General features: G+C 63.0%; 23 protein-coding genes. 18 read left to right on the forward strand and 5 right to left on the reverse strand.

Annotation, left to right across the window (positions count from 1 at the left end):
- Nucleotides 1-109: 109 nt before the first annotated feature.
- Entirely contained in the window at nucleotides 110-1,363 is a 1,254-nt protein-coding gene (glyA, locus tag OKC44_RS14090) for a serine hydroxymethyltransferase (RefSeq protein ID WP_011707102.1), read from the reverse strand.
- 432 nt (nucleotides 1,364-1,795) lie between these two features.
- Between glyA and OKC44_RS14095 the strand changes: the two genes are divergently transcribed.
- The 7 genes from OKC44_RS14095 to OKC44_RS14125 all read left to right on the forward strand — a co-directional run bounded on the left by OKC44_RS14095 (nucleotide 1,796) and on the right by OKC44_RS14125 (nucleotide 8,167).
- The gene (locus OKC44_RS14095; protein WP_017409302.1) at nucleotides 1,796-2,083 is read left to right on the forward strand and encodes a hypothetical protein; all 288 of its coding nucleotides are present in this window, start codon (nucleotides 1,796-1,798) and stop codon (nucleotides 2,081-2,083) included.
- 23 nt (nucleotides 2,084-2,106) lie between these two features.
- On the forward strand, nucleotides 2,107-2,511 hold the full coding sequence (locus tag OKC44_RS14100; RefSeq protein ID WP_162516993.1) for a GFA family protein: 405 nt from the start codon (nucleotides 2,107-2,109) through the stop codon (nucleotides 2,509-2,511).
- Between the two features lie 148 nt (nucleotides 2,512-2,659).
- Nucleotides 2,660-3,304, forward strand: coding sequence for a molecular chaperone TorD (gene torD / locus OKC44_RS14105; RefSeq protein WP_043120979.1), 645 nt, complete (start codon nucleotides 2,660-2,662; stop codon nucleotides 3,302-3,304).
- Between the two features lie 7 nt (nucleotides 3,305-3,311).
- Nucleotides 3,312-3,680, forward strand: a complete 369-nt coding sequence (locus OKC44_RS14110; protein WP_016351742.1) for a hypothetical protein — start codon at nucleotides 3,312-3,314, stop codon at nucleotides 3,678-3,680.
- 169 nt (nucleotides 3,681-3,849) lie between these two features.
- Nucleotides 3,850-4,989, forward strand: coding sequence for a hypothetical protein (locus OKC44_RS14115; protein ID WP_011707106.1), 1,140 nt, complete (start codon nucleotides 3,850-3,852; stop codon nucleotides 4,987-4,989).
- The gene (locus OKC44_RS14120; RefSeq protein WP_219279603.1) at nucleotides 4,979-5,611 is read left to right on the forward strand and encodes a hypothetical protein; all 633 of its coding nucleotides are present in this window, start codon (nucleotides 4,979-4,981) and stop codon (nucleotides 5,609-5,611) included. Before OKC44_RS14115 ends, OKC44_RS14120 begins: the two co-directional genes overlap by 11 nt.
- 105 nt (nucleotides 5,612-5,716) lie before the next feature.
- On the forward strand, nucleotides 5,717-8,167 hold the full coding sequence (locus OKC44_RS14125; protein ID WP_270813529.1) for a sensor domain-containing protein: 2,451 nt from the start codon (nucleotides 5,717-5,719) through the stop codon (nucleotides 8,165-8,167).
- Between the two features lie 46 nt (nucleotides 8,168-8,213).
- Here OKC44_RS14125 and OKC44_RS14130 read toward each other — a convergent pair whose 3' ends face one another.
- Entirely contained in the window at nucleotides 8,214-8,510 is a 297-nt protein-coding gene (locus tag OKC44_RS14130; protein WP_049048219.1) for a hypothetical protein, read from the reverse strand.
- A gap of 168 nt (nucleotides 8,511-8,678) precedes the next feature.
- Between OKC44_RS14130 and acs the strand changes: the two genes are divergently transcribed.
- The 7 genes from acs (at nucleotide 8,679) to OKC44_RS14165 (ending at nucleotide 16,553) form a co-directional block, all read left to right on the forward strand.
- A complete protein-coding gene (acs, locus tag OKC44_RS14135; protein ID WP_029299275.1) occupies nucleotides 8,679-10,625 on the forward strand; it encodes an acetate--CoA ligase in 1,947 nt (648 codons plus the stop codon).
- A gap of 266 nt (nucleotides 10,626-10,891) precedes the next feature.
- Nucleotides 10,892-11,341, forward strand: a complete 450-nt coding sequence (gene aroQ / locus OKC44_RS14140) for a type II 3-dehydroquinate dehydratase (protein WP_016351748.1) — start codon at nucleotides 10,892-10,894, stop codon at nucleotides 11,339-11,341.
- Between the two features lie 36 nt (nucleotides 11,342-11,377).
- A complete protein-coding gene (accB, locus tag OKC44_RS14145; protein WP_219253804.1) occupies nucleotides 11,378-11,833 on the forward strand; it encodes an acetyl-CoA carboxylase biotin carboxyl carrier protein in 456 nt (151 codons plus the stop codon).
- Nucleotides 11,834-11,848: 15 nt separating this feature from the next.
- A complete protein-coding gene (gene accC, locus OKC44_RS14150; RefSeq protein ID WP_011707113.1) occupies nucleotides 11,849-13,189 on the forward strand; it encodes an acetyl-CoA carboxylase biotin carboxylase subunit in 1,341 nt (446 codons plus the stop codon).
- A 112-nt stretch (nucleotides 13,190-13,301) separates the two neighbouring features.
- A complete protein-coding gene (locus tag OKC44_RS14155) occupies nucleotides 13,302-13,580 on the forward strand; it encodes a YhdT family protein (protein ID WP_016351749.1) in 279 nt (92 codons plus the stop codon).
- Complete coding sequence (panF, locus tag OKC44_RS14160) at nucleotides 13,570-15,048, forward strand: sodium/pantothenate symporter (protein ID WP_017409311.1); 1,479 nt, start codon at nucleotides 13,570-13,572, stop codon at nucleotides 15,046-15,048. Before OKC44_RS14155 ends, panF begins: the two co-directional genes overlap by 11 nt.
- Before the next feature lie 77 nt (nucleotides 15,049-15,125).
- A complete protein-coding gene (locus OKC44_RS14165; protein ID WP_270813534.1) occupies nucleotides 15,126-16,553 on the forward strand; it encodes a PTS transporter subunit EIIC in 1,428 nt (475 codons plus the stop codon).
- A 2-nt stretch (nucleotides 16,554-16,555) separates the two neighbouring features.
- Here the strand turns inward: OKC44_RS14165 and OKC44_RS14170 are convergent, their stop codons facing one another.
- Complete coding sequence (locus tag OKC44_RS14170; RefSeq protein ID WP_270813536.1) at nucleotides 16,556-17,428, reverse strand: LysR family transcriptional regulator; 873 nt, start codon at nucleotides 17,426-17,428, stop codon at nucleotides 16,556-16,558.
- A gap of 100 nt (nucleotides 17,429-17,528) precedes the next feature.
- Here OKC44_RS14170 and OKC44_RS14175 point away from each other — a divergent pair, with 100 nt between their 5' ends.
- From OKC44_RS14175 to OKC44_RS14190, 4 genes are all read left to right on the forward strand, one after another.
- Nucleotides 17,529-18,545 (forward strand): zinc-binding alcohol dehydrogenase family protein, encoded by a 1,017-nt coding sequence (locus OKC44_RS14175; RefSeq protein WP_270813539.1) that lies wholly within the window; start codon nucleotides 17,529-17,531, stop codon nucleotides 18,543-18,545.
- A gap of 528 nt (nucleotides 18,546-19,073) precedes the next feature.
- Nucleotides 19,074-19,952, forward strand: a complete 879-nt coding sequence (gene prmA / locus OKC44_RS14180) for a 50S ribosomal protein L11 methyltransferase (protein ID WP_005298012.1) — start codon at nucleotides 19,074-19,076, stop codon at nucleotides 19,950-19,952.
- A 245-nt stretch (nucleotides 19,953-20,197) separates the two neighbouring features.
- Entirely contained in the window at nucleotides 20,198-21,175 is a 978-nt protein-coding gene (locus OKC44_RS14185) for a D-2-hydroxyacid dehydrogenase family protein (protein WP_270813542.1), read from the forward strand.
- 73 nt (nucleotides 21,176-21,248) lie between these two features.
- Complete coding sequence (locus OKC44_RS14190) at nucleotides 21,249-21,812, forward strand: sugar O-acetyltransferase (RefSeq protein WP_270813543.1); 564 nt, start codon at nucleotides 21,249-21,251, stop codon at nucleotides 21,810-21,812.
- Nucleotides 21,813-22,270: 458 nt separating this feature from the next.
- On the opposite strand, the gene OKC44_RS14195 is transcribed toward OKC44_RS14190, so the two are convergent.
- Nucleotides 22,271-22,819 (reverse strand): NAD(P)H nitroreductase, encoded by a 549-nt coding sequence (locus tag OKC44_RS14195; RefSeq protein ID WP_270813545.1) that lies wholly within the window; start codon nucleotides 22,817-22,819, stop codon nucleotides 22,271-22,273.
- A gap of 106 nt (nucleotides 22,820-22,925) precedes the next feature.
- A complete protein-coding gene (locus OKC44_RS14200; protein WP_270813650.1) occupies nucleotides 22,926-24,941 on the reverse strand; it encodes an oxidoreductase in 2,016 nt (671 codons plus the stop codon).
- Between the last annotated feature and the right edge of the window lie 107 nt (nucleotides 24,942-25,048).

Consider the following 25,048-nt stretch of genomic DNA (forward strand, 5'->3'; position numbering starts at 1 on the left):
ATGCCCCCTTCAAGGTCTGAAGGAGGCATTCTTCGATACTTAATAGTAACGACTATCTACACCATATAACCGTGGGTGGCATTGGTCTCAAACCGGGTGAGGGCCGTTATCAGGCATACACCGGGAAACGACGGCAGATATCCAGCACCTGTTCACGTACAGTGGCCAGCACGGCATCGTTGTCGTGGTTGTCCAGCACGTCACAAATCCAGTTGGTCAGCTGGATGGACTCGGCTTCCTTGAAACCACGGCGGGTGATGGCCGGGGTACCGATCCGCACACCGGAGGTGACGAACGGGGAGCGCGGGTCGTTGGGCACGGAGTTTTTGTTGACGGTGATGTTGGCTTTGCCAAGGGCCGCATCGGCCTCTTTGCCAGTCAGCTCGCGGCCGATCAGGTCAACCAGCATCAGATGGTTGTCGGTACCGCCGGAGACGATCTTGTAACCGCGCTCGATGAAGGTGGCTGCCATCGCCTTGGCGTTCTTGACGACCTGAGCCTGGTAGGTCTTGAACTCGGGTTCCAGTGCCTCTTTGAAGGCCACCGCTTTACCGGCGATGACGTGCATCAGCGGGCCACCCTGACCACCCGGGAAGACGGCGGAGTTGAGCTTCTTGTAGAGCTCCTCGTCGTCGGCGGCAGAGAGGATCAGACCACCGCGCGGACCAGCCAGGGTCTTGTGGGTGGTGGAGGTGACCACGTGAGCGTGGGGAACCGGGTTCGGGTAGACACCAGCGGCGATGAGGCCGGCTACGTGAGCCATGTCGACGAACAGCCAGGCACCGACCTTGTCGGCGATTTCGCGCATGCGAGCCCAGTCAACGATGCCGGAGTAGGCGGAGAAGCCACCGATCATCATCTTCGGCTTGTGCTCGACGGCCTGACGTTCCATGTCGTCGTAGTCGATCTTGCCGGACTCGTCGATGCCGTAGGGGATGATGTTGTACAGCTTGCCGGAGAAGTTGACCGGGGAGCCGTGGGTCAGGTGACCGCCGTGGGCCAGGTTCATGCCCAGCACGGTGTCGCCCGGCTGCAGCAGGGCCATGTAGACGGCGCTGTTGGCCTGGGAGCCGGAGTGCGGCTGCACGTTGGCGTAGGTGGCACCGAACAGCTCTTTGGCGCGCTCGATAGCCAGGGTTTCAACCACATCCACATACTCGCAACCACCGTAGTAACGCTTGGAGGGGTAACCCTCGGCGTACTTGTTGGTCAGCTGGGAGCCCTGAGCTTCCATGACACGGGGGCTGGTGTAGTTCTCGGACGCAATCAGCTCGATATGCTCTTCCTGACGACGGGTCTCGTCTGTGATGGCCTGCCACAGCTCTGGATCATAGCCGGCAATGGTCATGTCACGTTTCAACATCCGTTTCTCTCCTGAAAATCGTTTGCGCGATAGGTGAAGTGGGCAGGCGCATTGTAACGTGAGCTGGATCAAAGAGACAGTCCAACCACCCAAAAATTTGTTTAAAAAATGTAAAATGTGTCGCGAAATTCACAATACCCATGCTCCCCAATCGGCGTGAGAGTCATCACCCGACACCCACACCGGCCTTGCGATCCCCTGTCACCGCTCGGGCATCATGACCGGGCGCGGGCTGGCCGAACAGCCAAAACCAGAGCCAGATCATGGATATAGCATTTACTAACAGATAACATCTTTAGCTGGCACAGCGGTTGCCCGGCATGCGCAGCAACGACGCGACCGGCAGCGGAAGGGCCCTCTCATCGCATCCGGTCAACTGCTGCTCACGTCACCCCCTGCCTCTTTGCACCGCAGACCTCACGGGAGTAAGCCATGCTGGATAACCTGATGCTGTTTCTGATTATTTCGGTATTCGCGCTGTTCTATTGGATCTACTATACCGGCACTCGCAAGAGTCCCTTTGTCACGCAGTGGGATCAACTGCCCACCCGCGAGCAGTATCTGGCAGCGCACCCGGAAGCCATCGATGGCGACATCATCTTCTGCATTCATTGCGGCCACCATCAGCAACTGGATGTGGGCCTGGTGCACCAGACCGATTTCCGGCGCCAGCATATCTGCACCCGCTGCAAGAAGACGCTCTATCGCGAGGAGCTCTGACCCATCAGCCAAGGATCCGCAAGATGACATCATTGACCGCCAGCTGCCTGTGCGGCGCCGTCGCCCTGAGCCTGCCCGACCGCTTCGACTATCTGGGCAACTGCCACTGTTCCGAGTGCCGCAAATTTTCCGGCGCCGATTACGCCCCGGTGGGCGGCCTGGATGGCGCGCTCGTCACCATCACCCGAGGAGAGGAGGCCATCAGCCGCTTCCAGAAATCCCCCGAGACCAGCCTCGCCTTCTGCCGCCACTGCGGCGCCAGCCTGTTCAGCGAGAAGCGCAGCAGCGGCAAGCTGAACCTGCGCCTCGGCATTCTCGACACGGCGCCGAGCCAGCGACCCGGCTTTCACATTTTCGTCGGCTCCAAGGCCCCCTGGCACGAGATCACCGATGAGCTGCCGCAGTTCGAGACTCGCCCCACCGCCTGACACCGTTGTCGACATGCCCTGAAAAGGCCGCCTCTGGCGGCGTTTTTCCCGACTTGTTCGGCGGATTGTCACCTATGGGTTAACTTTTCTGCCAAAGCCGTTAGAATCGGGCTCAGTCTGCTTCCCGCTTGCTATCCACGGAGGAAAAATGCAGGAATTTCTGGCCACTAGCGAACGTCGGGCCGAACTTTACTGGTGGTTTGCCACCCTGTTTACCGCCCAGCTCAGCGACGAACAGATCGCCGAATACGACAGCTATGATGTGCGAAGCTTCCTGAAGAGCCTCTCCACGCTCGATCCCATGCGCCCGGCCGTGGCCGAGCTCAATGACGCCATCGCCCGCCTGCTGGTGCGCCCCGAGCGGGCCAACGCGCTGGCCAGCGACTTCCATGAGCTGTTCCTGGCCAACGATGCCGTCTCTCCCCATGAATCCGCCCATCTGGACGCCGCTGCGCTCGAGCGCATGCAGGCGCGGCTGAGCCGGCTCAATATCGATGTCAGCGCCAAATACCAACAACCGGTCGATCATCTGGGGGTTGAACTGGATCTGATGGGCAATCTCATCATCCGCGCCGCCGAAGCCGCCAGCGCCGACCTGCGCGAACAGTGGCTAGGCGAGCAGGAAGCCTTGCTGCACGGCCATCTGCTGGCCTGGTTCCCGCATTTCGAGCGTGCCTGCCGCGCCGCCGATCCGTTTGGCTTCTACGGCGCCAGCGCCCGCCTGCTGGGGGTTTTCCTCACCATGGATGCCAACTACCTCAGCCTGGTCAAACCGGCGCCAGCCGCCGACTGAGTTCGACATGAAGACGGCCCTGCTGCTGATCGCCTGCTGGCTGCTGGCCCTGATCCCGCTGGATCAGGGCCTTACCCCCCTCGTGACCCTGCTGTTCAACCCGGACCGCGTCCTCTACGGCACCGCCCAGCTCACCGGTTTCGCCGGCATCCTGCTGACCCTCTACCTCGCCAATCTCGGGGTGGAGGTGGTGCTGCGCCGCCGCTTCCAGATAGCGGGCATGCTGGCCCTGCTGGCCGCCTGGGTCGACTTCATCAACAGCAGCGGCAGCGAGGCCCACTGGCTGTTGCTGCTCGCCCTGGCGCTGCCGTTTCACGGGCTCGGCCTGCTGGTGCTGGTGCGCGGCATCCAGGCCTTCGGCCGCCAGAAAGGCTGATAAACCGCCAAAACTATTACAAATCATGACAGCCCGATCCGCCCATCCGCCCTTGTCACAAGGGCAGGCCCTCAATTGCTGGTAACATTCGCTTACATTCAGCTCCCGTTCAGTTTCGCCGCAACCGTTATAGTGCCGCTCCTTTTCCAACCAATGCAGGAGCATCAGCATGCCTCCACAGGATGCACGCATCACGGGTCTCGACCTGTTGCGAGGGCTCGTCATCTTCATGGCCGTCTTCGAGCACTACACCGGCTACCTCAACTACTGGTACATCGACTTCTTCAACCGGGAACACGCCCTGTGGGACAGCTTCTATCTGTCGCACAAGGCGATGGCCGGCCAGCTGCTGCCCATGGATCACACCACGGCCCAGGTCTCGGCCTGGCTGATTCCCTGGGTCAGCCAGATCTACCTGGCGCTGGCCGCCTTCAACCTCAGCCGCCGCGATCAGGCCAGCTTCAGACCGCAGCTAGGCGGCAAGCTGGTGCTGTTCGCCAGCATCATTCTGGTGCTCTATGTGGAAGGGCTGGTGATCGCCCCCAACTTCGGCGAGGCGATCTCGTTCTATCCGGTGATGCTGTGGATGTGCCTGCTGGCGCTCTTCTCGCTGGTCTACGCCTGGTTCGGCATTCGCGGCATGCTGCTGCTGACCCTGCTCAGCCTGCTGCTGGATCAGCTCGGCGTGCAGGATCTGCTCGGTCACATCGACGGCTGGATGAAGCTGCACGTGCACCCCGACTACGAGCTGGATGCCCGCCTCGACCTCTTCATGGCCAGTGGCTGCTTCGGCTTCCTCTATGGCTGGTGCTGGCATCAGCGGCCCCAATGGCGGGACCGCCTCAACGCCCTGGTGCTGACGCTCTCGCTGGTGGCGCTGGCCGTCTATCTCATGTTCGGCGAGACCAGCACGGTCGAGCTCAGCGACATCTACGCCAACGAACACGAACTGGCGATGGACATGGTCGGCCGCGCCGGCATCTGGGGCATGGAGTTTCTGGTGATCGGGGCCGTGCTCTGGCTGCATCAGCGCAACATCCGGCTGTGCTGGCGCCCGCTCAACTGGATCGGCATGTACTCGCTGACCGTCTTCATCTTCCACAAGAGCATCTTCGTGCACCTGTGGGGCCCGCTCTTGCTGTGGTGGACCGCCCGTCAGGGCACCATCTTGCCCAACAACTTCGGCCTCATCATGGCGCTCAGTGCCACCAGCGTGCTGCTCATCTACGCCTTCCAGCGCTCCGGCATCATCTGCCACCTGATGGGCATGCATCAGGACCGGGACTGGGCGCGGCTCTATGGCAAATAAGTGCTGGCTGCCGCTGCTGCTCCTGACCCTGCCCCTGTCGGCCAAAGAGCCGGACAACCAGTGGCAGCTGGGCGGTCAGTGGCAGCTTGGCAGCAATCAGGCGGGGGTCAGCGCCGATGCCAGCATGCAGTTCTGGCTCGCCTATGAGCGGGAAACCCAGGTCGGCCTGCTCTTCGCCGATGGCCAGAGCGCCGGGCTGGCCTTGCCACTCTACAAAAAGAGCTTCTTCGCCGTCGGCGTCGCCCCCATGCAGGTGGTCGATCGCAACCGCTTCAGCGCCTTCTGGCGCCTCGGCTGGCAACTGGACGACGATCACCAGCTCACCTTGGGTCAGCTCTATGACGTCAGCGGCCGTTATGGCCAGCTCTGGTACATGGAGCACAGCCTGCCGCTGCCGGCCGAGATCTCCCTCAACCTCTGGCTGACCCGGGGCAGTCAGGCCCACATGGCCGCCTATGGGGCAGACGAGGGCCTGCGAGACTGGGGAATCACGCTGGAACGCAGCTGGCGCTGGCAGCAGTGGCGCCTTGGCACCGAGTTCGGCGCCAAGCAGTGGCTCATCAAGGAGCACGACTGGCAACCGATGATCAACCTGACCCTGAGTTATCACTTCAGCTGGTAACACCGCAAAAAGGGGGCGAATGACGCCCCCTCTCTTCCCTCCAGAATGCTTCATGCCATACTGACAGCAGCTTAAATGACAAAGAAGTCAATTCAGGAGCGCGCGATGGGCGAAGAGACTTTCAATGCCATGCCGGATCCACCGCTGGCGGGGCAATTGAACATGAACGAGCTGCAGCAGCTGTTCGAACTGGCCCCGTTTGGCATAGGCGTATTTGACCGCCACTTTCGCTGCCGCAGCGTCAACCAGACCCTGGCCGATCTCAACGGCCTCTCCCGAGAAGAGCACTACGGCAGATACCTGCGCGAAATCGTCCCCACGCTGGCTCCGGTGCTGGAACCCCTGTTCCAGCAGATCATCAGCAGCGGCGTTCCCCGGGTCGAGCTGAACCTGAGCGGCCATACCGCGGCCCATCAGGGTCGGCAGCGCCACTGGCAGGCGATTTACAGCCCCATGCTGGACGAACAGGGGGTGCCCGACCGCATCCTCACCATAGTGCGGGACGTCACCGAGCAGGTCGAAGCGCAGCAGCGGCTGCAACTGGCCATGAGTGCCGGCCAGATCGGGGTGTGGGAGTGGCATGTGACGGAGGACAGGCTGCAGTTTGACGGCCAAGTCGAGCGCCTGCTCGGCACCACGGCCAGCCAGTTTCAGGGGGGGATGGAGCAGTTCATCAAGCGCTTCGACCCGCTCTCTGGCGAGCAGTTCAGGGCCGCGGTCAACGGCACGGCCCCCATTCACCTCACCCTCGGCTATCTCGGGCCGGATCAGCTGCGGGGCTGGGTCGACATTCACGCCGATCACGTGGCGGCCACCGACCATCAGGGGCGACGCATCACCGGGGTGATCCACGATGCCACCAGTCGCTGCAACCAGGAGGACAAGCTGCGCCAGGCCAACGTGGTGTTCGAGACCGCCGCCGAAGGCATCATCATCATGGATGGCCAGCGCCAGATCATCTCGGTCAACCCGGCCTTTTCCAGTATGACTCAATATGAAGAGGCGGAGATCGTGGGCAAGTCGCCGGAGGCCATCATGCATCCGCGCCGCCACACCGACATCGATTACCCCTGGCATACCCTGTTGCCCGGCAGTCACGCCTGGCATGGCGAGATGATGTGCCTGCGCAAGGATGGCGGCTACTTCACCTCCTGGCAGCATGTCAGCGCTGTGCACGACAGCCGCCACAACACCACCAACTATGTCATCGCCTTCTCCGACATCAGCGCCATTCGCAAGGCCGAAGCACAGCTCAATCACCTCGCCTATCACGATCCCCTGACCGAGCTCGGCAACCGTAACCTGCTGCAGGAGCGGCTGGAGCTGGAGCTCAAGACGGCGCAGCTCAACCACCAGCGACTGGCCCTGCTGTTCATCGATCTGGATGGCTTCAAGCTGATCAACGACACCCTGGGCCATAGCGCCGGCGACGAACTGCTCAAGCTGCTGGCCGAGCGGATCCGCCGCGTCCTGCGCCACAACGACGTGGCCGCCCGGCTCGGTGGCGATGAATTCCTGGTGCTGATCCCCTACTTCGAGCAGCCAGAGGAGCTATCCAGGCTCGCAGAGCAACTGCTGGCCAGCCTGCGCGAGCCGGTCGAACTCGGCCACGAGCGGGTTGCCGTCTCCGCCAGCATCGGCATCGCCCTCTATCCGGAACACGCCACCAGCCCGGAAACCCTGGTCAGCGCCGCCGACAGCGCCATGTACGAGGCCAAGAGCCGGGGCCGCAACGGCTATCTGTTCTATACCCCGGACATGACCGAGCAGACCCGGGAGCGAATGAGCATGGAGCAGGGGCTGTTCAAGGCCATCGAGCAGCATCAGCTCTGCGTCCTCTATCAACCCATGACGGAGCTCGCCAGCAACCGCATGAGCGGGCTGGAGGCTCTGCTGCGCTGGCAACACCCCAGCGAGGGGATGATAGGGCCCACCCGCTTCATCCCGGTGGCCGAGGAGTGCGGGCTTATCGAGCAGATCGGCGAGTGGGTCATGCGCACCGCCTGCCAGCAGGGACAGGCGTGGCTGGCCGCCGGGCTGGCGGTCCCCAGGCTGTCGATCAATGTGTCGGTGCGGGAGATGCGCTCGGCAGGTTACGTGGAACGGGTCGCCGCCATCCTGGCCGAGACAGGCTTCCCGCCAGAGAAGCTGGAGATAGAGGTCACCGAGAGCATCATCCAGCGGGTCGATCAGAGCCTGCAGCTGTTCAGACGCCTGAAGGCGCTGGGGGTACAGATCGCCATCGACGACTTCGGTACCGGCTTCTCCTCCCTGAGCCTGCTCAAGAGCCTGCCCATCGATCGCATCAAGATTGACCGCACCTTCGTGCAGGCACTACCCGATGACAAGCACAGCCGGGAGCTGTGCCGCACCATCATCAATCTGGCTGACAGCCTGGGCATGGTGGTCACCGCCGAAGGGATTGAGACCCAGGCCCAGCGCCAGTTTTTGCAATCCCTGCACTGCCAGGAGGGGCAGGGCTATCTGTTCAGCCATCCGCTGGCCGAGCCCCATCTGGCGGAGCAACTGGGCTCGCGCAAGGGCGCCTGGTGCTAGCGGTGCGCCGGGATCCGCACCGCGCCAGCGGCGCAGGTGACGCTCATCAGTTGAAAGTCAGCCTGGCATCCCACCCTTCGTCCTGCTGCCGGCGTGACTCTTCCAGCAACGAGTCCTGCGGATAGGAGGATTTTTTCTCTTCGAGGGTGACGGACACCGACGGCTTGCGCGCCAACCAGGCCTCGCTCAACTGACCGCTGATGTGGTCCCGCAGGGATGGCGAAGCGGGCTGTGCCGGTGTCAGCGCAAGGCCGTTGGCATGGGGGGCGGCCAATGCAGCCTCATCGGCGGCCTGCGGGGCCTCGAACTGCCAGAGGGAGGAGCACAATAGCAGGGTCAACATGGGACTATCTCCGTCGATAAAACGACGTTTTACCCAATCAGCGATGAATTGTCATCGACTCGACTGTAAGCGGATGTTGCCATCTATCCAAAAGTCTAATTGCCCTCCCCCGCCAAAGGTATAAGTTGTTACCTAATCATTACAAAAATGTATTCAAAGGAGTGACACATGAGCGAGAGCAAGGTCTACCCGGTCAAAGCCCACATCAGCAACGGCGCCCTGCTGGACAAGGCAGGCTATGAAGCCATGTACCGGGCCTCGGTGCAGGATCCGGATGCCTTCTGGGGCGAGCAGGGCAAGATCCTCGACTGGATGAAGCCCTACACCAGGGTCAAGAACACCTCCTATGATCCGGGCCACGTCTCCATCAAATGGTATGAAGACGGCCTGCTCAACGTCTCTGCCAACTGTCTGGACCGCCATCTGGCCCAGCGCGGCGACAAGGTCGCCATCATCTGGGAAGGGGACAACCCGGCCGAAGATCGCAAGCTCACCTACCGCGAGCTGCACACCGAGGTGTGCAAGTTTGCCAACGTCTTGAAGGCGCAGGGAGTGCATCGCGGCGACGTGGTCTGCCTCTACATGCCCATGGTGCCGGAAGCCGCCATCGCCATGCTGGCCTGTACCCGCATCGGTGCGGTGCACAGCATCGTGTTCGGCGGTTTCTCGCCGGAAGCCCTGGCCGGTCGCATCATCGACTCCGGCTCTTCCATCGTCATCACCGCCGATGAAGGGCTGCGCGGCGGCCGCCCGGTGCCGCTCAAGAAGAACGTGGATGAAGCGCTCACCAACCCGGAGACCAAGGTCAACAAGGTGATCGTGCTCAAGCGTACCGGCGGCAACATCGCCTGGCACAACCACAGGGACATCTGGTGGCACGACGCCGTCGCCACCGTCAGCACCGACTGCCCGCCCGAGGCGATGGGGGCCGAAGATCCGCTCTTCATCCTCTACACCTCCGGCTCCACCGGCAAACCCAAGGGAGTGCTGCACACCACCGGCGGCTATCTGGTCTATGCCACCCTCACCTTCAAGTACATCTTCGACTACCACGAAGAGGACATCTACTGGTGTACCGCCGACGTGGGTTGGGTCACCGGCCACTCCTATCTGGTCTACGGGCCGCTTGCCAACGGCGCCACCACCATCATGTTCGAAGGGGTGCCCAACTACCCGGCCACCAACCGCATGAGCCAGGTGGTGGACAAGCACCAGGTCAGCATTCTGTATACCGCCCCTACCGCCATCCGCGCGCTGATGGCCAAGGGCAACGAGGCGGTAGCCGGCACCTCCCGTTCGAGCCTGCGCATCATGGGCTCGGTGGGCGAGCCCATCAACCCGGAAGCCTGGGAGTGGTACTACCGCACCATCGGCGAGGAGCGCTGCCCCATCGTCGATACCTGGTGGCAGACCGAGACCGGCGGCATCCTCATCAGCCCGCTGCCCGGCGTCACCGATCTCAAGCCAGGCTCGGCTACCCGTCCCTTCTTCGGCGTGCAGCCGGCGCTGGTGGACAACATGGGCGAGCCGCTGGAGGGGGCCACCGAGGGCAACCTGGTGATCACCGACTCCTGGCCGGGCCAGATGCGCACCGTGTTCGGCGATCACGAACGCTTCGAGCAGACCTACTTCTCCACCTTCCCCGGCCGCTACTTCACCGGCGACGGTGCCCGTCGCGACGAGGATGGCTACTACTGGATCACCGGGCGGGTGGATGATGTACTGAACGTCTCCGGTCACCGCATGGGCACCGCCGAGATCGAATCCGCGCTGGTCTCCCATCCCAAGATCGCCGAAGCGGCGGTGGTGGGCGTGCCACACGAGATCAAGGGTCAGGGCATCTATGCCTATGTCACCCTGATCGCCGGCGAGGAGCCGAGCCGGGAGCTACACAAGGAGGTGAAGGAGTGGGTCCGCAAGGAGATCGGCGCCATCGCCACCCCGGACGTGATCCACTGGGCCGAGGGGCTGCCAAAGACCCGCTCCGGCAAGATCATGCGGCGAATTCTGCGCAAGATCGCCACCGGCGAGACCGACAGCCTGGGGGATATCTCCACCCTGGCGGATCCGGGCGTGGTGGACAAGCTGATCCGCGAGAAGTCGGAAGCAGCCTGATCCTGACTGCGTTCCTGCCTCCAAAGCCGGCCTCGAGCCGGCTTTGTCGTCTTTGCTACTGAGCGTTTCAACAACGCACCGGTTAGCGCAAAAAATAGACAGATGTAGAGATTAGACCAGTAAAATGCTGCTAATTTTCACGAAATCAATATAATTGCGAAATCTGTGTGCCAGTGCACACCGATTTGCGCAGAAAATGACTAGATTTCTGATAGTCCACAAGATGGCTGACAGATAGCAGCATTATCATCGAGGATGTACTCAATATGTCGCAAAAACACCGAATTCTCCTGCTCAACGGGCCGAACCTGAACCTGCTGGGTAAACGGGAACCGGGCATCTACGGCAGCAAGACGCTCGATGAGATCGTCGCCGATCTGACGCACAACGCCGGCGAACTCGGGGTCACACTGGAACACCTGCAATCCAATGCCGAACATGAGTTGGTCGGCCGCATCCACCAGGCCATGGGTCAGGTGGATTTCATCATCATCAACCCGGCCGCCTTCACTCACACCAGCGTCGCCATCCGCGATGCGCTGCTGGGTGTGGCCATCCCCTTTATCGAGGTTCACCTGTCCAACGTCCATGCCAGGGAACCCTTCCGTCATCACTCCTATCTGTCTGATGTCGCCAAGGGGGTCATTTGTGGGCTGGGGGCCGATGGCTACCAATTCGCTTTAACCGCGGCCGTGCACCAGTTGCGCGCGGCTTGATAATCACTGATCAGATAAAGAAGAAAGAGAATGCTAATGGATATCCGCAAAATCAAGAAGCTGATTGAACTGGTTGAAGAGTCCGGCATCGCCGAACTGGAGATCTCCGAAGGTGAAGAGTCCGTTCGCATCAGCCGCAACTTCTCCGGTCAGGTGACCGCTGCTCCGCAGATGATCATGCAACAAGCTGCCGCCCCGGTTGCCGCTCCTGCCGCCGCACCGGCTGCTGCTGCCCCGGTTGCCGACGCCATCCCGAGCGGTCATCTGATGCGCTCCCCGATGGTTGGCTCCTTCTACCGCTCCTCCAGCCCGGAAGCCAAGCCGTTCGTGGAAGTCGGTCAGCACGTCAATGTCGGCGATACCCTGTGCATCGTCGAAGCCATGAAAATGATGAACCAAATCGAGTCTGACAAGGCCGGTGTGATCAAAGCGATCCTGGTTGAAAATGGTCAGGCCGTCGAATTCGACGAGCCGCTGTTCATCATCGAATAAGGGAAGTCGCCACCCATGTTGGACAAAGTAGTCATCGCCAACCGCGGTGAAATTGCCCTGCGGATCCTGCGCGCCTGTAAAGAGCTCGGGATCAAGACAGTGGCCGTTCACTCCACCGCCGACCGGGAGCTCAAGCATGTGCTGCTGGCCGACGAAACCATCTGTATCGGCAAGCCGGCCAGTACCGACTCCTACCTCAATGTGCCGGCCATCATCGCCGCCGCCGAGGTGACCGGTGCCGTCGCCATCCACCCGGGTTACGGTTTCCTCTCCGAGAACGCCGACTTCGCCGAAGTGGTCGAGAAATCCGGCTTCATCTTCATCGGCCCGCGCGCCGAGACCATTCGCCTGATGGGTGACAAGGTCTCCGCCATCGAGGCGATGAAGAAAGCGGGCGTGCCCTGCGTACCGGGCTCCGACGGTCCGGTCGACAGCGATGCCAAGCACAACGCCGCCATCGCCAAGCGCATTGGCTACCCGGTGATCATCAAGGCCGCCGGTGGCGGTGGTGGTCGCGGCATGCGCGTGGTGCGCAGTGAAGCCGAGCTTTCTGCCGCCATCGCACTGACCAAATCCGAAGCCGGCCAGTTCTTCAAGAACGACATGGTCTACATGGAGAAGTACCTGGAAAACCCGCGCCACATCGAAATTCAGGTGTTGGCAGACGGCCAGGGCAACGCTCTCTACCTGGGCGAGCGCGACTGCTCCATGCAGCGTCGTCACCAGAAGGTGGTCGAAGAGGCGCCGGCACCCGGCATCACCGAAGAGATGCGCAAGTTCATCGGTGAGCGCTGTGTGCGCGCCTGTATCGAGATCGGCTACCGCGGTGCGGGCACCTTCGAGTTCCTGTACGAGAACGGCGAGTTCTATTTCATCGAGATGAACACCCGTATCCAGGTTGAGCACCCGGTCACCGAGCTGGTCACCAGCGTGGATCTGATCAAGGAGCAGCTGCGCATCGCCGCCGGTCAGCCCCTGTCGATCACCCAGCAGGACATCCGCATCCGTGGCCATGCCATCGAATGCCGGATCAACGCCGAAGACCCGGCCACCTTCATGCCGTCTCCGGGCCTGATCCAGCGCTTCCACGCGCCGGGCGGTCTGGGCGTACGCTGGGATTCCCACATCTACGCCGGCTACAAGGTGCCGCCCTACTACGACTCCATGATCGGCAAGCTGATCTGTTACGGTGAAAACCGCGACGTCGCCATCGCCCGCATGCGTCAGGCGCTGGACGAGCTGGTGGTGGAAGGGATCAAGACCAACGTCTCCCTGCAAAAAGAGATCATGAAGGACGAAAACTTCCAGCACGGTGGGACCAACATCCACTACCTGCACAAGAAGCTGGGTCTGTAAGGATCCTTGACGAAGACCGCAATGTCGGTGGACGTCGGCTCCGCAAGGAGCCTCTGTTGAAAAAGGGCCATGGCGACATGGCCCTTTTTTGTTATCCTTGCGCCCCTCAAAATTGTCGGAGGCCAAGGTGAATCGTTTCGCGCTCGCTCGCCGGGAAGCAGCCCTCTGCCTGCTGCTGACCCTGCTCTACTTCCTTGCCTGGTATGGCACGGCCTATTTCATCCCCGCAGAGATCGAATGCTGGGACATGCCGCTCTGGTTCCTGCTCAGCTGCATCCTGATGCCGCTGCTGTTCATCGTGCTGTGCGGCCTGATGGTGGATCGCCTGTTCGTGGACATCCCCCTCGACTCCCCTCCCCTCGATGCCAAGGAGCCTTCCCATGAATCTTGAGCTGATGCTGCCGCTCATCATCTATCTGGTGCTGGTGCTGGGAGTCGGCTTCTGGGCCAGCCGCCACCGGGTGGGCGGTGACTTCGTGCAGGAGTACTTCATCGGCAACCGCAGCATGGGCGGGCTGGTGCTGGCCATGACCCTGGTGGCCACCTACACCTCAGCCTCCTCCTTCATCGGCGGGCCGGGGGCGGCTTACAAGATCGGGCTGGGCTGGGTGCTGCTGGCGATGATCCAGCTGCCCACCGTCTGGCTCACCCTGGGGGTGCTTGGCAAGAAGTTCGCCATCATCGCCCGCCGGGTCAATGCGGTGACCATCAACGACATGCTGTGGGCCCGCTACCAGAGCAAGGCGGTGGTGGTGCTGGGCTCGGTCACCATCATCCTCGCCTTCATCGCCACCATGGTGGTGCAGTTCATCGGCGGCGCCCGTCTGCTGGAGACCGCCACCGGCCTCAGCTACCAGCAGGGGCTCCTGCTGTTTGCCAGCTGCGTGCTGCTCTACACGGTGATCGGCGGCTTTCGCGCCGTGGTGATGACCGATGCGCTGCAGGGGATCATCATGCTGATCGGCACCGGCGCCCTGCTGGCGGGGATTCTGGTAGCCGGTGACGGCCTGCCCAACCTCATCCACCAGCTCAAGGTGATCGATCCCAAGCTGGTGAGCCCGCAGGGTGCCGGCGACCTGCTGACCCAGCCCTTCATGCTGAGCTTCTGGGTGCTGGTCTGCATCGGGGTGGTGGGGCTGCCCCACTCGGCGCTGCGCTGCTTCGGCTATCGCGACAGCAAGGCGCTGCACCGCGGCATCCTCATCGGTACCATCGTCAGCGCCTTGCTGATGTTCGGCATGCACCTGGCCGGCGCCCTGGGCCGCGCCATCCTGCCCGGCATGGACAGCCCGGACAAGATCATGCCCTCCCTGATGATGGAGGTACTGCCACCCTGGCTGGCCGGGGTCTTCCTGGCGGCGCCCATGGCGGCCATCATGTCCACCATCGACTCCCAGCTGATCCAGGCCTCCGCCACCCTGGTGAAGGATCTCTACCTCAACTACCTGAGCCCGGAGAAGGCCGGCCAGGAGAAGCTGGAAGTGCGGGTGCCGCGCCTCTCCCTGCTCTGCACCCTGATCCTGGGCACGCTGGTGCTGCTGGCGGCGCTGCAGCCCCCCGAGATGATCATCTGGCTCAATCTGCTCGCCTTCGGCGGCCTGCAGGCGGTGTTCCTCTGGCCACTGGTGCTTGGCCTCTACTGGTCGCGGGCCAACGGCCCGGGGGCCCTGGCAAGCATGGTGTGTGGCATCCTCTGCTACGCCATCCTGAGCCAGTGGGAGATCAAGCCGGCCGGCCTGCACGCCATCGTGCCGAGCCTGGGGCTGGGGCTGATTGCCTTCGTGCTGGTCAGCCTGCTGACCCCGGCCCCGAGCCAGCATGTGCGGCGCTTGTTTGAGCCGCAATCATCGATGGATTAATAAAGGGTTCCGAAACTATCCCAAAATGGGTGTTTTACGGGTAAACTGTGCGCCATGTCACAAAATGCCGCGCCCTTATGCCCGTACAGAACGCCAGACAGATCCTGACCCAAGCCCTGCAGCGACTCGGTTACGCCCTGTTGCTGCCGGTCTCCATCCTGCCGCTGGCCGCGCTGCTCTATCGGCTCGGCCAGCCGGACGTGCTGGATCTGGCGGTGCTCTCCCTCACCGGCCGCGCCCTGTTCAGCCAGATGCCGCTCATCTATGCGGTGGCCATCGCCTTCGGGCTGAGTCGCCAGGGTGAAGGCACCCAGGCGCTGGCCGGTGCGGTCAACTTTCTGCTGCTGAGCTCGGCGCTCGGCACCCTGGCTCCCGGCCTGCACAGCGACATGATCTGCGGCCTGCTGGCGGGATTGACCACCGCCATCGTCTACCCCTGGCTCAAGCGCCACCCCATGCCCCACTGGCTGCGGCTGGTCAACGGCGACTTCACCAGCCTGCTCGCCTCGGCGCTCACCTGTCTGCTGCTGGCCTTCCCCCTCGCGCTGCTCTGGCCGCTGCTGGAACAGGGCATCACCCTGCTCGCCTCCGAACTGCTCACCACCCCGTTCGGCGCCTTCTGCTACGGCGTGCTGAACCGGCTGCTGATCCCGCTCGGCCTGCACCAGGTGCTGGGCAGCCTCATCGGGCTGGGGGAGAGCAACCTGCAGGCACTGGCCAGCGCACAGCCGCTGCACGAAGGCTATGTGGCCGGGCTCTACCCCATCATCATGTTCGGCCTGCCGGGCGCCTGCTTCGCCATCTGGCTGCACCGCCAGCGCATGCAGCGACTGCCGCAGGGGGGATTGCTGCTCACCCTGGCGCTCACCTCGGCGCTGGTGGGCATCACCGAACCCATCGAGTTCCTGTTCGCCTTCACCGCCCCCTGGCTGTTTCTGGCCCACGCCCTGCTGACCGGCCTGTCGCTCGCCACCTGCAGCGCGCTCGGCATCAAGGTGGGTAGCTACTTCTCCGCCGGCCTGCTGGATCTGGTGCTGAGCTACCACGCCGGCGAGCACAGTTTCTGGCTCATTCCGGTCGGCATCCTGTTCTTCGTCGCCTACACCTTGCTGTTCTATCAGCTGCTGGAGCGCACGCCCCTCAGCCTGCCGAGCAAGCCCATCGCGCCGGAGCACCCGCGCCTGGCCAGCGTCGCCCCCTCCGACCCCCAGATGCTGGCGATCCAGTACCTCAAGGTGCTGGGCGGCATGGACAATCTGCAGGCCATGAGCGTCTGCCTCACCCGCCTCAGCCTGCGGGTACGCGACATCTCGCTGGTGGATCAATCCCGCCTGCTGGGGCTGGGCTGCCTCTCCTGGATCCAGCTCAACGACCATCAGCTGGTGCTGGTGCTGGGCCCCAACGCCAGCCTGATCGAGGGGCAGATCCGCATGCTGGCGGAGCGCCAGTCGGTGCCGCTCGGCCTCAAGCCCAATCAGGAGTCCGCCGGCCAGAGCAGCTGGTAACCTCAGGCAAACGGCAACCGCTCGGCCACAAAGTCCATCAGGCTGCGCAGGGCGGGCGCCAGGTGCTCCCGGCTCGGGTAGATGAGGTAGAAGGGGTTGGCCGGAATGGGGTGACTCGGCAGCACCTTCTGCAAGCGTCCCGCCGCAAGATCCCCCTCGCAGACGTGATGGGGCAGCAGGGCAATTCCCCCCTCGTTGATGGCCAGCTCCCGCAGCGCCAGCAGGCTGTTGCTCAGACAAGCCCCTTGCGGCCGCCAGCCCCCCTCCTGCAGCGGCCACACCGGCAGCGACGTGTGCACCAGGCAGGCATATCGCCCCAGCTCGCTCAGCTGTTGCGGCGTGCCGTGGGCCGCCAGATAGGCGGGCGCCACCACCAGATGGCGCGGCACCTGGCCGATGCGCCGGCAGATCAGGCTGGAATCTTTCAACGGCGCCGCCCGCAGCGCCAGATCATAACCCTCCCCCACCAGATCGAGCTGCTCATCGCAGAGGGTCAACTCCAGCACCACCTCGGGGTAGAGGGCCCGAAACTCGGCCAGGATCCGGCCAAGCAGCAGGGTGCCGGTGGCCTCCGGCGCGGTGATCCGCACCCGGCCGGCCGGGGCCGCGCGCAGCCGCGCCATCGCCAGATTGGCGCTGCGGGCCAGCGCCAGCAGCGCCCGGCACTGCTCCACATAGACCTCCCCCTGCGGGGTCAGGCTCAGCCGGCGGGTGGTGCGCTGCAACAGGCGCACCCCGAGCTGGGATTCGAGCCGCGAGATCTTCTGGCTGACCGAGGATTTGGGCATGCCGAGCAGCTCGGCCGCGCCGGTAAAACTGCCCTGCTCCACCACGGTGGCAAACAGCCCCATCAGCTCCAGTTCGACATTGTTCATATATTCAAACAGTCTTTACCAATTACCCATCTTAATCTGAATAATCAACCAGACTAGAGTGGCTGGCAATCCCCATCCAACCGATTTGAAAGGAACTGCCATGAAAGCTATCGCCCTGACCCACTATCTGCCGAGCGATCACCCCCACTGCTTCATCGAAGCCAATCTGCCCGACCCGACACCGGGCCCGCGCGACCTGCTGGTGCGGGTCAAGGCCACTTCCATCAATCCGGTCGACACCAAGGTGCGTGCCCCCAAGGCCAAGGTCGAGAGCAGCCCGCGGGTACTGGGCTGGGACGCCGTGGGCGAGGTGATCGCCGTCGGCCGCGAGGTGACCCTGTTCAAGGCGGGCGACCGGGTCTGGTATGCCGGCGACATCAGCCGCCCCGGCAGCAACAGCGCCCTGCAACTGGTGGATGAGCGCATCGCCGCCCTCGCCCCCACCAGCCTGAGCGACGTGGAAGCGGCCGCCCTGCCGCTCACCGCCATCACCGCCTGGGAGACCCTGTTCGAGCGCATGCGCCTCACCCGCGAGAGCAGCGGCAAGCTGCTGATCATCGGCGGCGCCGGCGGCGTGGGCTCCATCGCCATCCAGCTGGCCCGCCAGCTCACCGGCATGGAGGTGATCGCCACCGCCTCGCGCCCCGAGACCCGGGCCTGGTGCCTGCAGATGGGGGCCCACCTGGTGGTGGGCCATCACCAGTTGCAGGAGGAGCTCACCGCCCTTGGCATCACTCAGGTGGACGCCATCTTCTGCACCAATGCCACCGAGCAGCACTGGGATGCCATGGCCAGCCTGATTCGCCCGTTCGGCCATATCTGCACCATCGCCGAATCGAGCGTGCCCTGGGACCTCTCCCTGCTCAAGAGCAAGAGCGTCACCTTCAGCCAAGAGTTCATGTTTACCCGCTCCCTGTTCCAGACTCCGGACATGATCGAGCAGCACAACCTGCTGGGGCTGGTCGCCGCCCTGGTGGACCAGGGCGTGGTCAAGACCACCCTCAGCAAGGTGGTGGCCGAGCTGACCCCGGCTACCCTGGCTCAGGCCCATGCAGAAGTGGAAGCCGGCCGCATGGTGGGCAAGCTGGTGATCGACATGAGCCAGTTCGGCAACTAATCCCTTATGGGTAAAAACTGCACCATCATGGGGTGAACTCACCAGTGACAAGCCCCATCACAGCACAGCTCACCTCAGGCAACAGACAGTCACCACGCAGCATCACCATAAAAAGAACCAAAAAAAGGGGCCATCCCGCCGGGATGGCCCTAAATACCTGAACGTTGGGGTAACAATCACACACATATCCTTATGCAGGACATCTGTATTTTTGCAGCTAGTGTGCCAATCCCGCCCCTATCCCCGCTTGCTTGCCACATTGTGCCCTGCCACCGGTGGTCTGTAGCCCCCGGCAGATCCGCAGGCAAAAAAAAAGCCACCCGAAGGTGGCTGAAAAAGATGACGGAACTTTCCTAGAGCAAAGCATTCAGCGGGAACAGGTTGCTTCCCGTCACCCAATGAGGAATACATTAACCGTGCCAACTCGGCAAAGTCCGCCTCCTCCACCACACTGCATGGGCAAACCACGACAGCACACGCCCATGATGATAGAATCCCGCGGTTTCACATTTATGAAGAGTCGACGCCATGCCCTGGATACAAATTCGAATCAACGCCACTGCCAAGACCGCAGACAAGGTGAGCAACATGCTGCTGGGGCGTGGTGCCCAGGCGGTGACCTTTATGGATGCCAAGGATGTGCCCGTCTATGAACCCATGCCGGGCGAAACCCCGCTCTGGGGCGAGACCGAAGTAATGGGGCTGTTCGACGCCGAAACCGATCCGGCGCCCACCATCGCCTTCTTCCAGCAGATCTTCGGTGAAGACGTGGGTTACAAGGTGGAGCAGCTGGAAGACAAGGACTGGGTGCGCGAGTGGATGGATCACTTCCACCCCATGCAGTTCGGCGAGCGGCTGTGGATCTGCCCGAGCTGGCGCGACGTGCCGAACCCCGATGCGGTCAACGTCATGCTGGACCCGGGTCTGGCCTTCGGTACCGGTACCCACCCCACCACGGCGCTCTGCCTGCAGTGGCTGGACGGGCTGGATCTGGCCGGTAAAACCGTGGTCGACTTTGGCTGCGGCTCCGGCATCCTCGGTATCGCCGCCCTGAAGCTGGGCGCCGCCCGGGTCATCGGCATCGACATCGATCCGCAGGCCATCCAGGCCAGCCGTGACAACGCGATGCGCAATGGCGTCGCCGATCAGATCGAGCTCTACCTGCCGGCGGATCAGCCGCAAGATGTCGAAGCGGACGTGGTGGTTGCCAACATCCTGGCCGGCCCGCTGCGCGAACTGGCACCGCTTATCGCCGGCCATGGCAAAGCGGGCAGCCTGATGGCCCTCTCCGGTGTGCTGGAAAGCCAGGCGCCGGAGCTGGAGACCATCTACGGCCAGTGGTTCGAGATGGACCCGACCGCCGTCAAGGAAGAGTGGTGCCGCCTCTCCGGCCGCAAACTCGGCTGATAAGCAACAAGCCACGGCAGCTGCCAATCCATCGGCCGTAAACTCGGCTAAGTCATCGACACAAAGCTGCCAACGAGGCTCCCACACGGGAGCCTCGTCTGTTTGCAACCCACCGGCAGCCACCTCTCTGGTGCTGTTGCCCAGCGCATCCATACCCGCACTGCAATCAGTGCTCATTTGACCACACAGCTCACCCCGTTTCCGGTAGGATAGGCCGCCAGTCCCCCTTGCGACACGGAGTGCTTATGCGGATTGCCATACTGGATGACTATCAGGATCAGGTGCGTCATCTGCCCTGCTTTACCCGCCTGGCGGGCCACGACGTCACCATCCTCACCCAAAGCGAACCTGACCCCGAGCGCCTTGCCGCCAAGCTGGCTGGGGTGGAGGCGCTGGTGCTGATCCGCGAACGCACCCGCATCGACGAGGCGTTGCTGCGCAGGCTCCCCTCCCTTCGGCTCATCAGTCAGACCGGCAAGATCAGCCAGCATATCGACCCCCTCCTGTGTCAACGCCACGGGGTGGCCGTCGCTGAAGGCATCGGCAGCCCAGTGGCGCCCGCCGAGCTCTGCTGGGCACTCATCATGGCCGCCTCCCGTCACCTCCCGGCCTATTGCCATGCCCTCGCCCAGGGGCAGTGGCAGCAATCCGGCACACTGGGGCTGGGGCGTACCTTGCAGGGGATGACGCTCGGCATCTGGGGCTACGGCAAGATTGGCAGACTGGTGGCCGGTTATGGCCGGGCCTTTGGCATGTCGGTGCTGATCTGGGGCAGCGAGGGCTCCCGCCAGCAGGCCGAGCGAGATGGCCATGTCAGCGCCCCCGACAAGGAGTCCTTCTTTCGTGACGCCGACATCCTCTCTTTGCATCTGCGCCTGCACGAGGCAACTCGTGGCTGTGTGACCCGCACCGATCTCGCGCGGATGAAGGCCGACTCCCTGCTGGTCAACGTCAGTCGGGCTGAGCTTGTCGAGCCGGGCGCCCTTTATGCTGAACTCTCCGCCAACCCCACCCGGCGCGCAGCACTCGACGTGTTCGACGCAGAGCCTGCCACGGCGCAAAGCGAGCCTTTGCTGCGCCTGCCCAATGTGCTGGCCACCCCCCATCTCGGCTATGTGGAGCGCAACAGCTACCAGCTCTACTTTCAGGCCGCCTTTGACAATCTGATTGCCTTTTCCGAGGGCAGGCCGACCAATCTGGTGCTGCCCGTAGCGGGCCGCTGATCACGGTTATCCGGCGGCCGGACCGCTAACATGTGAACCCCATGCGCCACCAAGGCAAGCCACAGGAGCCGCCATGACCGAGTACGACAAGATGATCGCCAGCCAGCCCTACAACTGCATGGCGCCGGAACTGGATCTGTTGCGCCGGGAGACGGCCCGCCTGTACCGCCGCTTCAATCGCAGCGACGAGGAGGATGAACAGCTGGTGCTGCTGCAGCAGATCGTCGGCGAGCTGGCCCAGGGTGCCTTCATCTGCCCGCCCCTCTACTGCACCTATGGCCGCCACATCCACCTTGGCGAGCGCAGCTACATCAACATGGGGGCTACCCTGCTGGACAACGCCCCCATTCGCATCGGCGCCGAGGTGATGATTGGGCCGAACGTGCAGATCTACACCGCCGCCCACGCGCTGGACGCCGATGAACGGATCCAGGGAGTCGAGACCGCGCTGCCGGTCACCATCGAGGACAGGGTCTGGATCGGCGGCGGCGCCATTTTACTACCCGGTGTCACCATAGGGCGGGAAGCTGTCGTGGGCGCAGGAGCCGTGGTCACCAAAGACGTGCCGGCTGGCGCCAGGGTGGTGGGCAACCCGGCCCGCGTGCTGCCCGCCAAAGGCAAGACGCAGGTGAGCTAGCAACACGTACCGAGAACCCCCCGTAAAAGGTGGGTTTGCCGGCTAAGGGGATTGGCATCTGAAAAAACGCCAACAAAAATGAAGCCCAACGCCATCAAGACCATGATGGCCTGTAAAAGGGTGGGTTTGCCGGTTAAGGGTATTGGCATCTGAAAAACGCCCATAAAAATGAAGCCCAATGTCATCAAGACGTTGGGCTGTAAAAAGGTGCTACGGAATTGCGACTCTCATCGCAGAAAATTAGAAGGGGTCACCTTCTAAACTGGCACAGGGATATTAACGAGGCGCAAACGTTTTACATAGCGTAATAAACCAGGATTGAGAACGGCATCTCACTATTTAAAAAATTCCCTGCCAGCCACGGCCTCCCTCTTGGCAATCCTCCAAATATCAGTACAGCCTGTCACCAGAAACAAAAAAGCCCTGACGAGTCAGGGCCTTGCCGGTAATGAAGCAGACTAGAAGTGGCGCACGAACTCGCTCACCGGCAGCTCGCGCAGCTTGCGGGCCTCCAGCATGGGGGTGCCAAGGTAGAGGAAGCCCACCAGCTGATCCTCCGGTGCCAGTCCCAACCCTTCATTGATCTGCTCGTCGAAAATGAACCAGCCGGAGCGCCAGATGCCGTTGAAGCCCTGGGCCTGGGCCGCCATCTGCATCGCCATCAGGGCGCAGCCGGCGGAGAGTTCCTGCTCCAGCCGCGGCACCTTGGGGTGCTCCTGATAGCGGGTTGCCACCGCGATCAGCAGCGGTGCGCGCAGCGGGGCCTCCTGACACTTCTTGATGCTCTCCTCATCCTCGCCGCGACTGCGAGCAGCCTGTGCCAGCAGGGTGCCGAGCCGTTCGCGCCCCTCCCCTTCGAACAGGATGAACTGCCAGGGGGTCAGGGTGCCGTGATCCGGCGCCCGCAGCCCGGCCTTGAGGATATTGTCGAGTACCTCGCCGCTCGGGGCGGGCTCGGCCAGACGACCACAGGAGTGACGATTCAGTAACAGGTGGAGGGCATCCATGGGCAGTTCCTTGTCAGGGGCTATGATGGCGCTACCTTAGCACAGCACCGGATGAAGAAAACCCCTGAGCATCAGGGGTTTGTCGCAATACATGGCGGCCCGTCGCCTAGATGACCGCCGCCAGTTCGGCCCCCTGGCGGATGGCGCGCTTGGCGTCCAGCTCGGCGGCCACGTCGGCCCCACCGATGATGTGTACCGGCTTGCCCGCCGCCTGCAGACCGGCCTGCAGCTCCTTGAGCGGCTCCTGGCCGGCGCAGATGATCACCTGATCCACCGGCAGACACTGCTGCTGTTCGCCCACCTGAATGTGAAGCCCCTCGTCGTCGATGCGCAGGTACTGCACGCCGGAGAGCATCTCCACCTTGCGGTTCTTGAGCACGGTGCGGTGGATCCAGCCGGTGGTCTTGCCAAGGCCGTCGCCCACCTTGCTCTCCTTGCGCTGCAGCAGCCACACCTGGCGCTCGGGGGCGTCGATCACCGGGGCCATCAGGCCGCCGCGCTCGCCGAGCTGCTTGTCGATGCCCCACTCCTTGAGCCAGTGATCGCGACTGCGATCCCCCTTGCCCTCTACCAGGTATTCGGCCACGTCAAAGCCGATGCCGCCGGCGCCGATCACCGCCACCTTCTCGCCCACCGGCTTGTGATCCCGCAAGACATCGAGGTAGCTCATCACCTTGGCATGCTCGATGCCCGGGATGTTGGGGGTGCGCGGGCGGATGCCGGTGGCGAGGATCACCTCGTCAAAACCGCCGCCCAAGAGGCTCTCGGCACTCTGGCGCTGGCCCAGATAGAGCTCGACACCGCACTTCTCCACCCGCTTGGCAAAGTAGCGCAAGGTTTCGTGAAACTCCTCCTTGCCCGGGATCTGCTTGGCGAAGTTGAACTGGCCGCCGATTTCGCTCGCCTGATCGAACAGGCTCACCTGATGGCCACGCTCGGCGGCGTAGCAGGCAAACGCCAGCCCGGCGGGACCGGCACCCACCACCGCCAGCTTCTTGGGCTGGGGCACCCGGCCAAACGTCAACTCGGTCTCGAAGCAGGCGCGCGGATTGACCAGGCAGGAGGCCCGCTTCTGCTTGAAGACATGGTCAAGACAGGCCTGGTTGCAGGCGATGCAGGTGTTGATCTCGTCCGCCCGGTTCTCGGCGGCCTTGATGACAAATTCAGGATCCGCCAGGAAGGGGCGCGCCATGGAGACCATATCCGCCTCGCCGCCCGCCAGAATGCGCTCGGCCACCTCGGGGGTGTTGATGCGGTTGGTGGTGATAAGCGGAACCTTGAGGTGTTTTTTCAGCTCGGCGGTCACCCAGCTGAAGGCGCCGCGCGGCACGCTGGTGGCGATGGTGGGAATGCGCGCCTCGTGCCAGCCGATGCCGGTATTGATGAGGGTGACCCCCACCTGCTCCAGCGCCTTGCCAAGGGCGATCACTTCCTCAAGGGAGGAGCCCTGCTCCACCAGATCCAGCATGGAGAGGCGGAAGATGATGATGAAATCCGGCCCGACCCGCTCGCGGATGGCGCGGACAATCTCCACCGGGAAGCGCATGCGGTTTTCACTGCTGCCACCCCAGCCGTCGGTGCGCTTGTTGGTGCGCTCGCAGATGAACTGGTTGATGAGATAGCCTTCCGAGCCCATCACCTCGACCCCGTCGTAGCCCGCGCTCCTGGCCAGTTGTGCGGTGGCGGCGAAGTCGCGTATGGTGCCGCGGATCTGCCGCTCGCTCATGGCGCGCGGCTTGAACGGAGAGATGGGGGCCTTGAGGGCACTCGGCGCCAGGCTGAACGGATGATAGGCGTAGCGGCCGGCATGGAGGATCTGCAGCGCTATCTTGCCCCCCTCCTGATGCACCGCACTGGTCACCTTCTTGTGTTTGGCCACCTGCCAGGGAAAGCTCAGCTGGGAACCGTGGGGCACTAACCTGCCACGCAGGTTGGGGGCGATGCCGCCGGTCACGATGAGGCCGACCCCGCCCCGGGCCCGCTCGCCATAGAAGGCGGCCAGCTTGTCAAAGCCCCCCTTCTCCTCTTCGAGGCCGGTGTGCATGGATCCCATCAACACGCGGTTGCGCAGCTGGGTAAAGCCGAGATCGAGGGGGGTCAGCAGGGTCGGGTAACGGCTCATCATGAACTCCTTGTCGGGGCCGGGCTGGATGGCACCATGCCCATTCCCCGCCGTCCGGACTCAAACCCGGGACACGACGGCAGGATGGGTGGGCGGCTCACAGGGCC

The organism is Aeromonas sp. S41-2 (assembly GCF_027705845.1).
GTDB lineage: Bacteria > Pseudomonadota > Gammaproteobacteria > Enterobacterales > Aeromonadaceae > Aeromonas > Aeromonas hydrophila.

Excerpts from the sequence above, each read along its gene's own strand:
- glyA (WP_011707102.1), bottom strand. The coding sequence starts at position 1,363 with ATGTTGAAACGTGACATGACCATTGCCGGCTATGATCCAGAGCTGTGG.
- OKC44_RS14095 (WP_017409302.1), top strand. The coding sequence starts at position 1,796 with ATGCTGGATAACCTGATGCTGTTTCTGATTATTTCGGTATTCGCGCTG.
- OKC44_RS14100 (WP_162516993.1), top strand. The coding sequence starts at position 2,107 with ATGACATCATTGACCGCCAGCTGCCTGTGCGGCGCCGTCGCCCTGAGC.
- torD (WP_043120979.1), top strand. The coding sequence starts at position 2,660 with ATGCAGGAATTTCTGGCCACTAGCGAACGTCGGGCCGAACTTTACTGG.
- OKC44_RS14110 (WP_016351742.1), top strand. The coding sequence starts at position 3,312 with ATGAAGACGGCCCTGCTGCTGATCGCCTGCTGGCTGCTGGCCCTGATC.
- OKC44_RS14115 (WP_011707106.1), top strand. The coding sequence starts at position 3,850 with ATGCCTCCACAGGATGCACGCATCACGGGTCTCGACCTGTTGCGAGGG.
- OKC44_RS14120 (WP_219279603.1), top strand. The coding sequence starts at position 4,979 with ATGGCAAATAAGTGCTGGCTGCCGCTGCTGCTCCTGACCCTGCCCCTG.
- OKC44_RS14125 (WP_270813529.1), top strand. The coding sequence starts at position 5,717 with ATGGGCGAAGAGACTTTCAATGCCATGCCGGATCCACCGCTGGCGGGG.
- OKC44_RS14130 (WP_049048219.1), bottom strand. The coding sequence starts at position 8,510 with ATGTTGACCCTGCTATTGTGCTCCTCCCTCTGGCAGTTCGAGGCCCCG.
- acs (WP_029299275.1), top strand. The coding sequence starts at position 8,679 with ATGAGCGAGAGCAAGGTCTACCCGGTCAAAGCCCACATCAGCAACGGC.
- aroQ (WP_016351748.1), top strand. The coding sequence starts at position 10,892 with ATGTCGCAAAAACACCGAATTCTCCTGCTCAACGGGCCGAACCTGAAC.
- accB (WP_219253804.1), top strand. The coding sequence starts at position 11,378 with ATGGATATCCGCAAAATCAAGAAGCTGATTGAACTGGTTGAAGAGTCC.
- accC (WP_011707113.1), top strand. The coding sequence starts at position 11,849 with ATGTTGGACAAAGTAGTCATCGCCAACCGCGGTGAAATTGCCCTGCGG.
- panF (WP_017409311.1), top strand. The coding sequence starts at position 13,570 with ATGAATCTTGAGCTGATGCTGCCGCTCATCATCTATCTGGTGCTGGTG.
- OKC44_RS14165 (WP_270813534.1), top strand. The coding sequence starts at position 15,126 with ATGCCCGTACAGAACGCCAGACAGATCCTGACCCAAGCCCTGCAGCGA.
- OKC44_RS14170 (WP_270813536.1), bottom strand. The coding sequence starts at position 17,428 with ATGAACAATGTCGAACTGGAGCTGATGGGGCTGTTTGCCACCGTGGTG.
- OKC44_RS14175 (WP_270813539.1), top strand. The coding sequence starts at position 17,529 with ATGAAAGCTATCGCCCTGACCCACTATCTGCCGAGCGATCACCCCCAC.
- prmA (WP_005298012.1), top strand. The coding sequence starts at position 19,074 with ATGCCCTGGATACAAATTCGAATCAACGCCACTGCCAAGACCGCAGAC.
- OKC44_RS14185 (WP_270813542.1), top strand. The coding sequence starts at position 20,198 with ATGCGGATTGCCATACTGGATGACTATCAGGATCAGGTGCGTCATCTG.
- OKC44_RS14190 (WP_270813543.1), top strand. The coding sequence starts at position 21,249 with ATGACCGAGTACGACAAGATGATCGCCAGCCAGCCCTACAACTGCATG.
- OKC44_RS14195 (WP_270813545.1), bottom strand. The coding sequence starts at position 22,819 with ATGGATGCCCTCCACCTGTTACTGAATCGTCACTCCTGTGGTCGTCTG.
- OKC44_RS14200 (WP_270813650.1), bottom strand. The coding sequence starts at position 24,941 with ATGAGCCGTTACCCGACCCTGCTGACCCCCCTCGATCTCGGCTTTACC.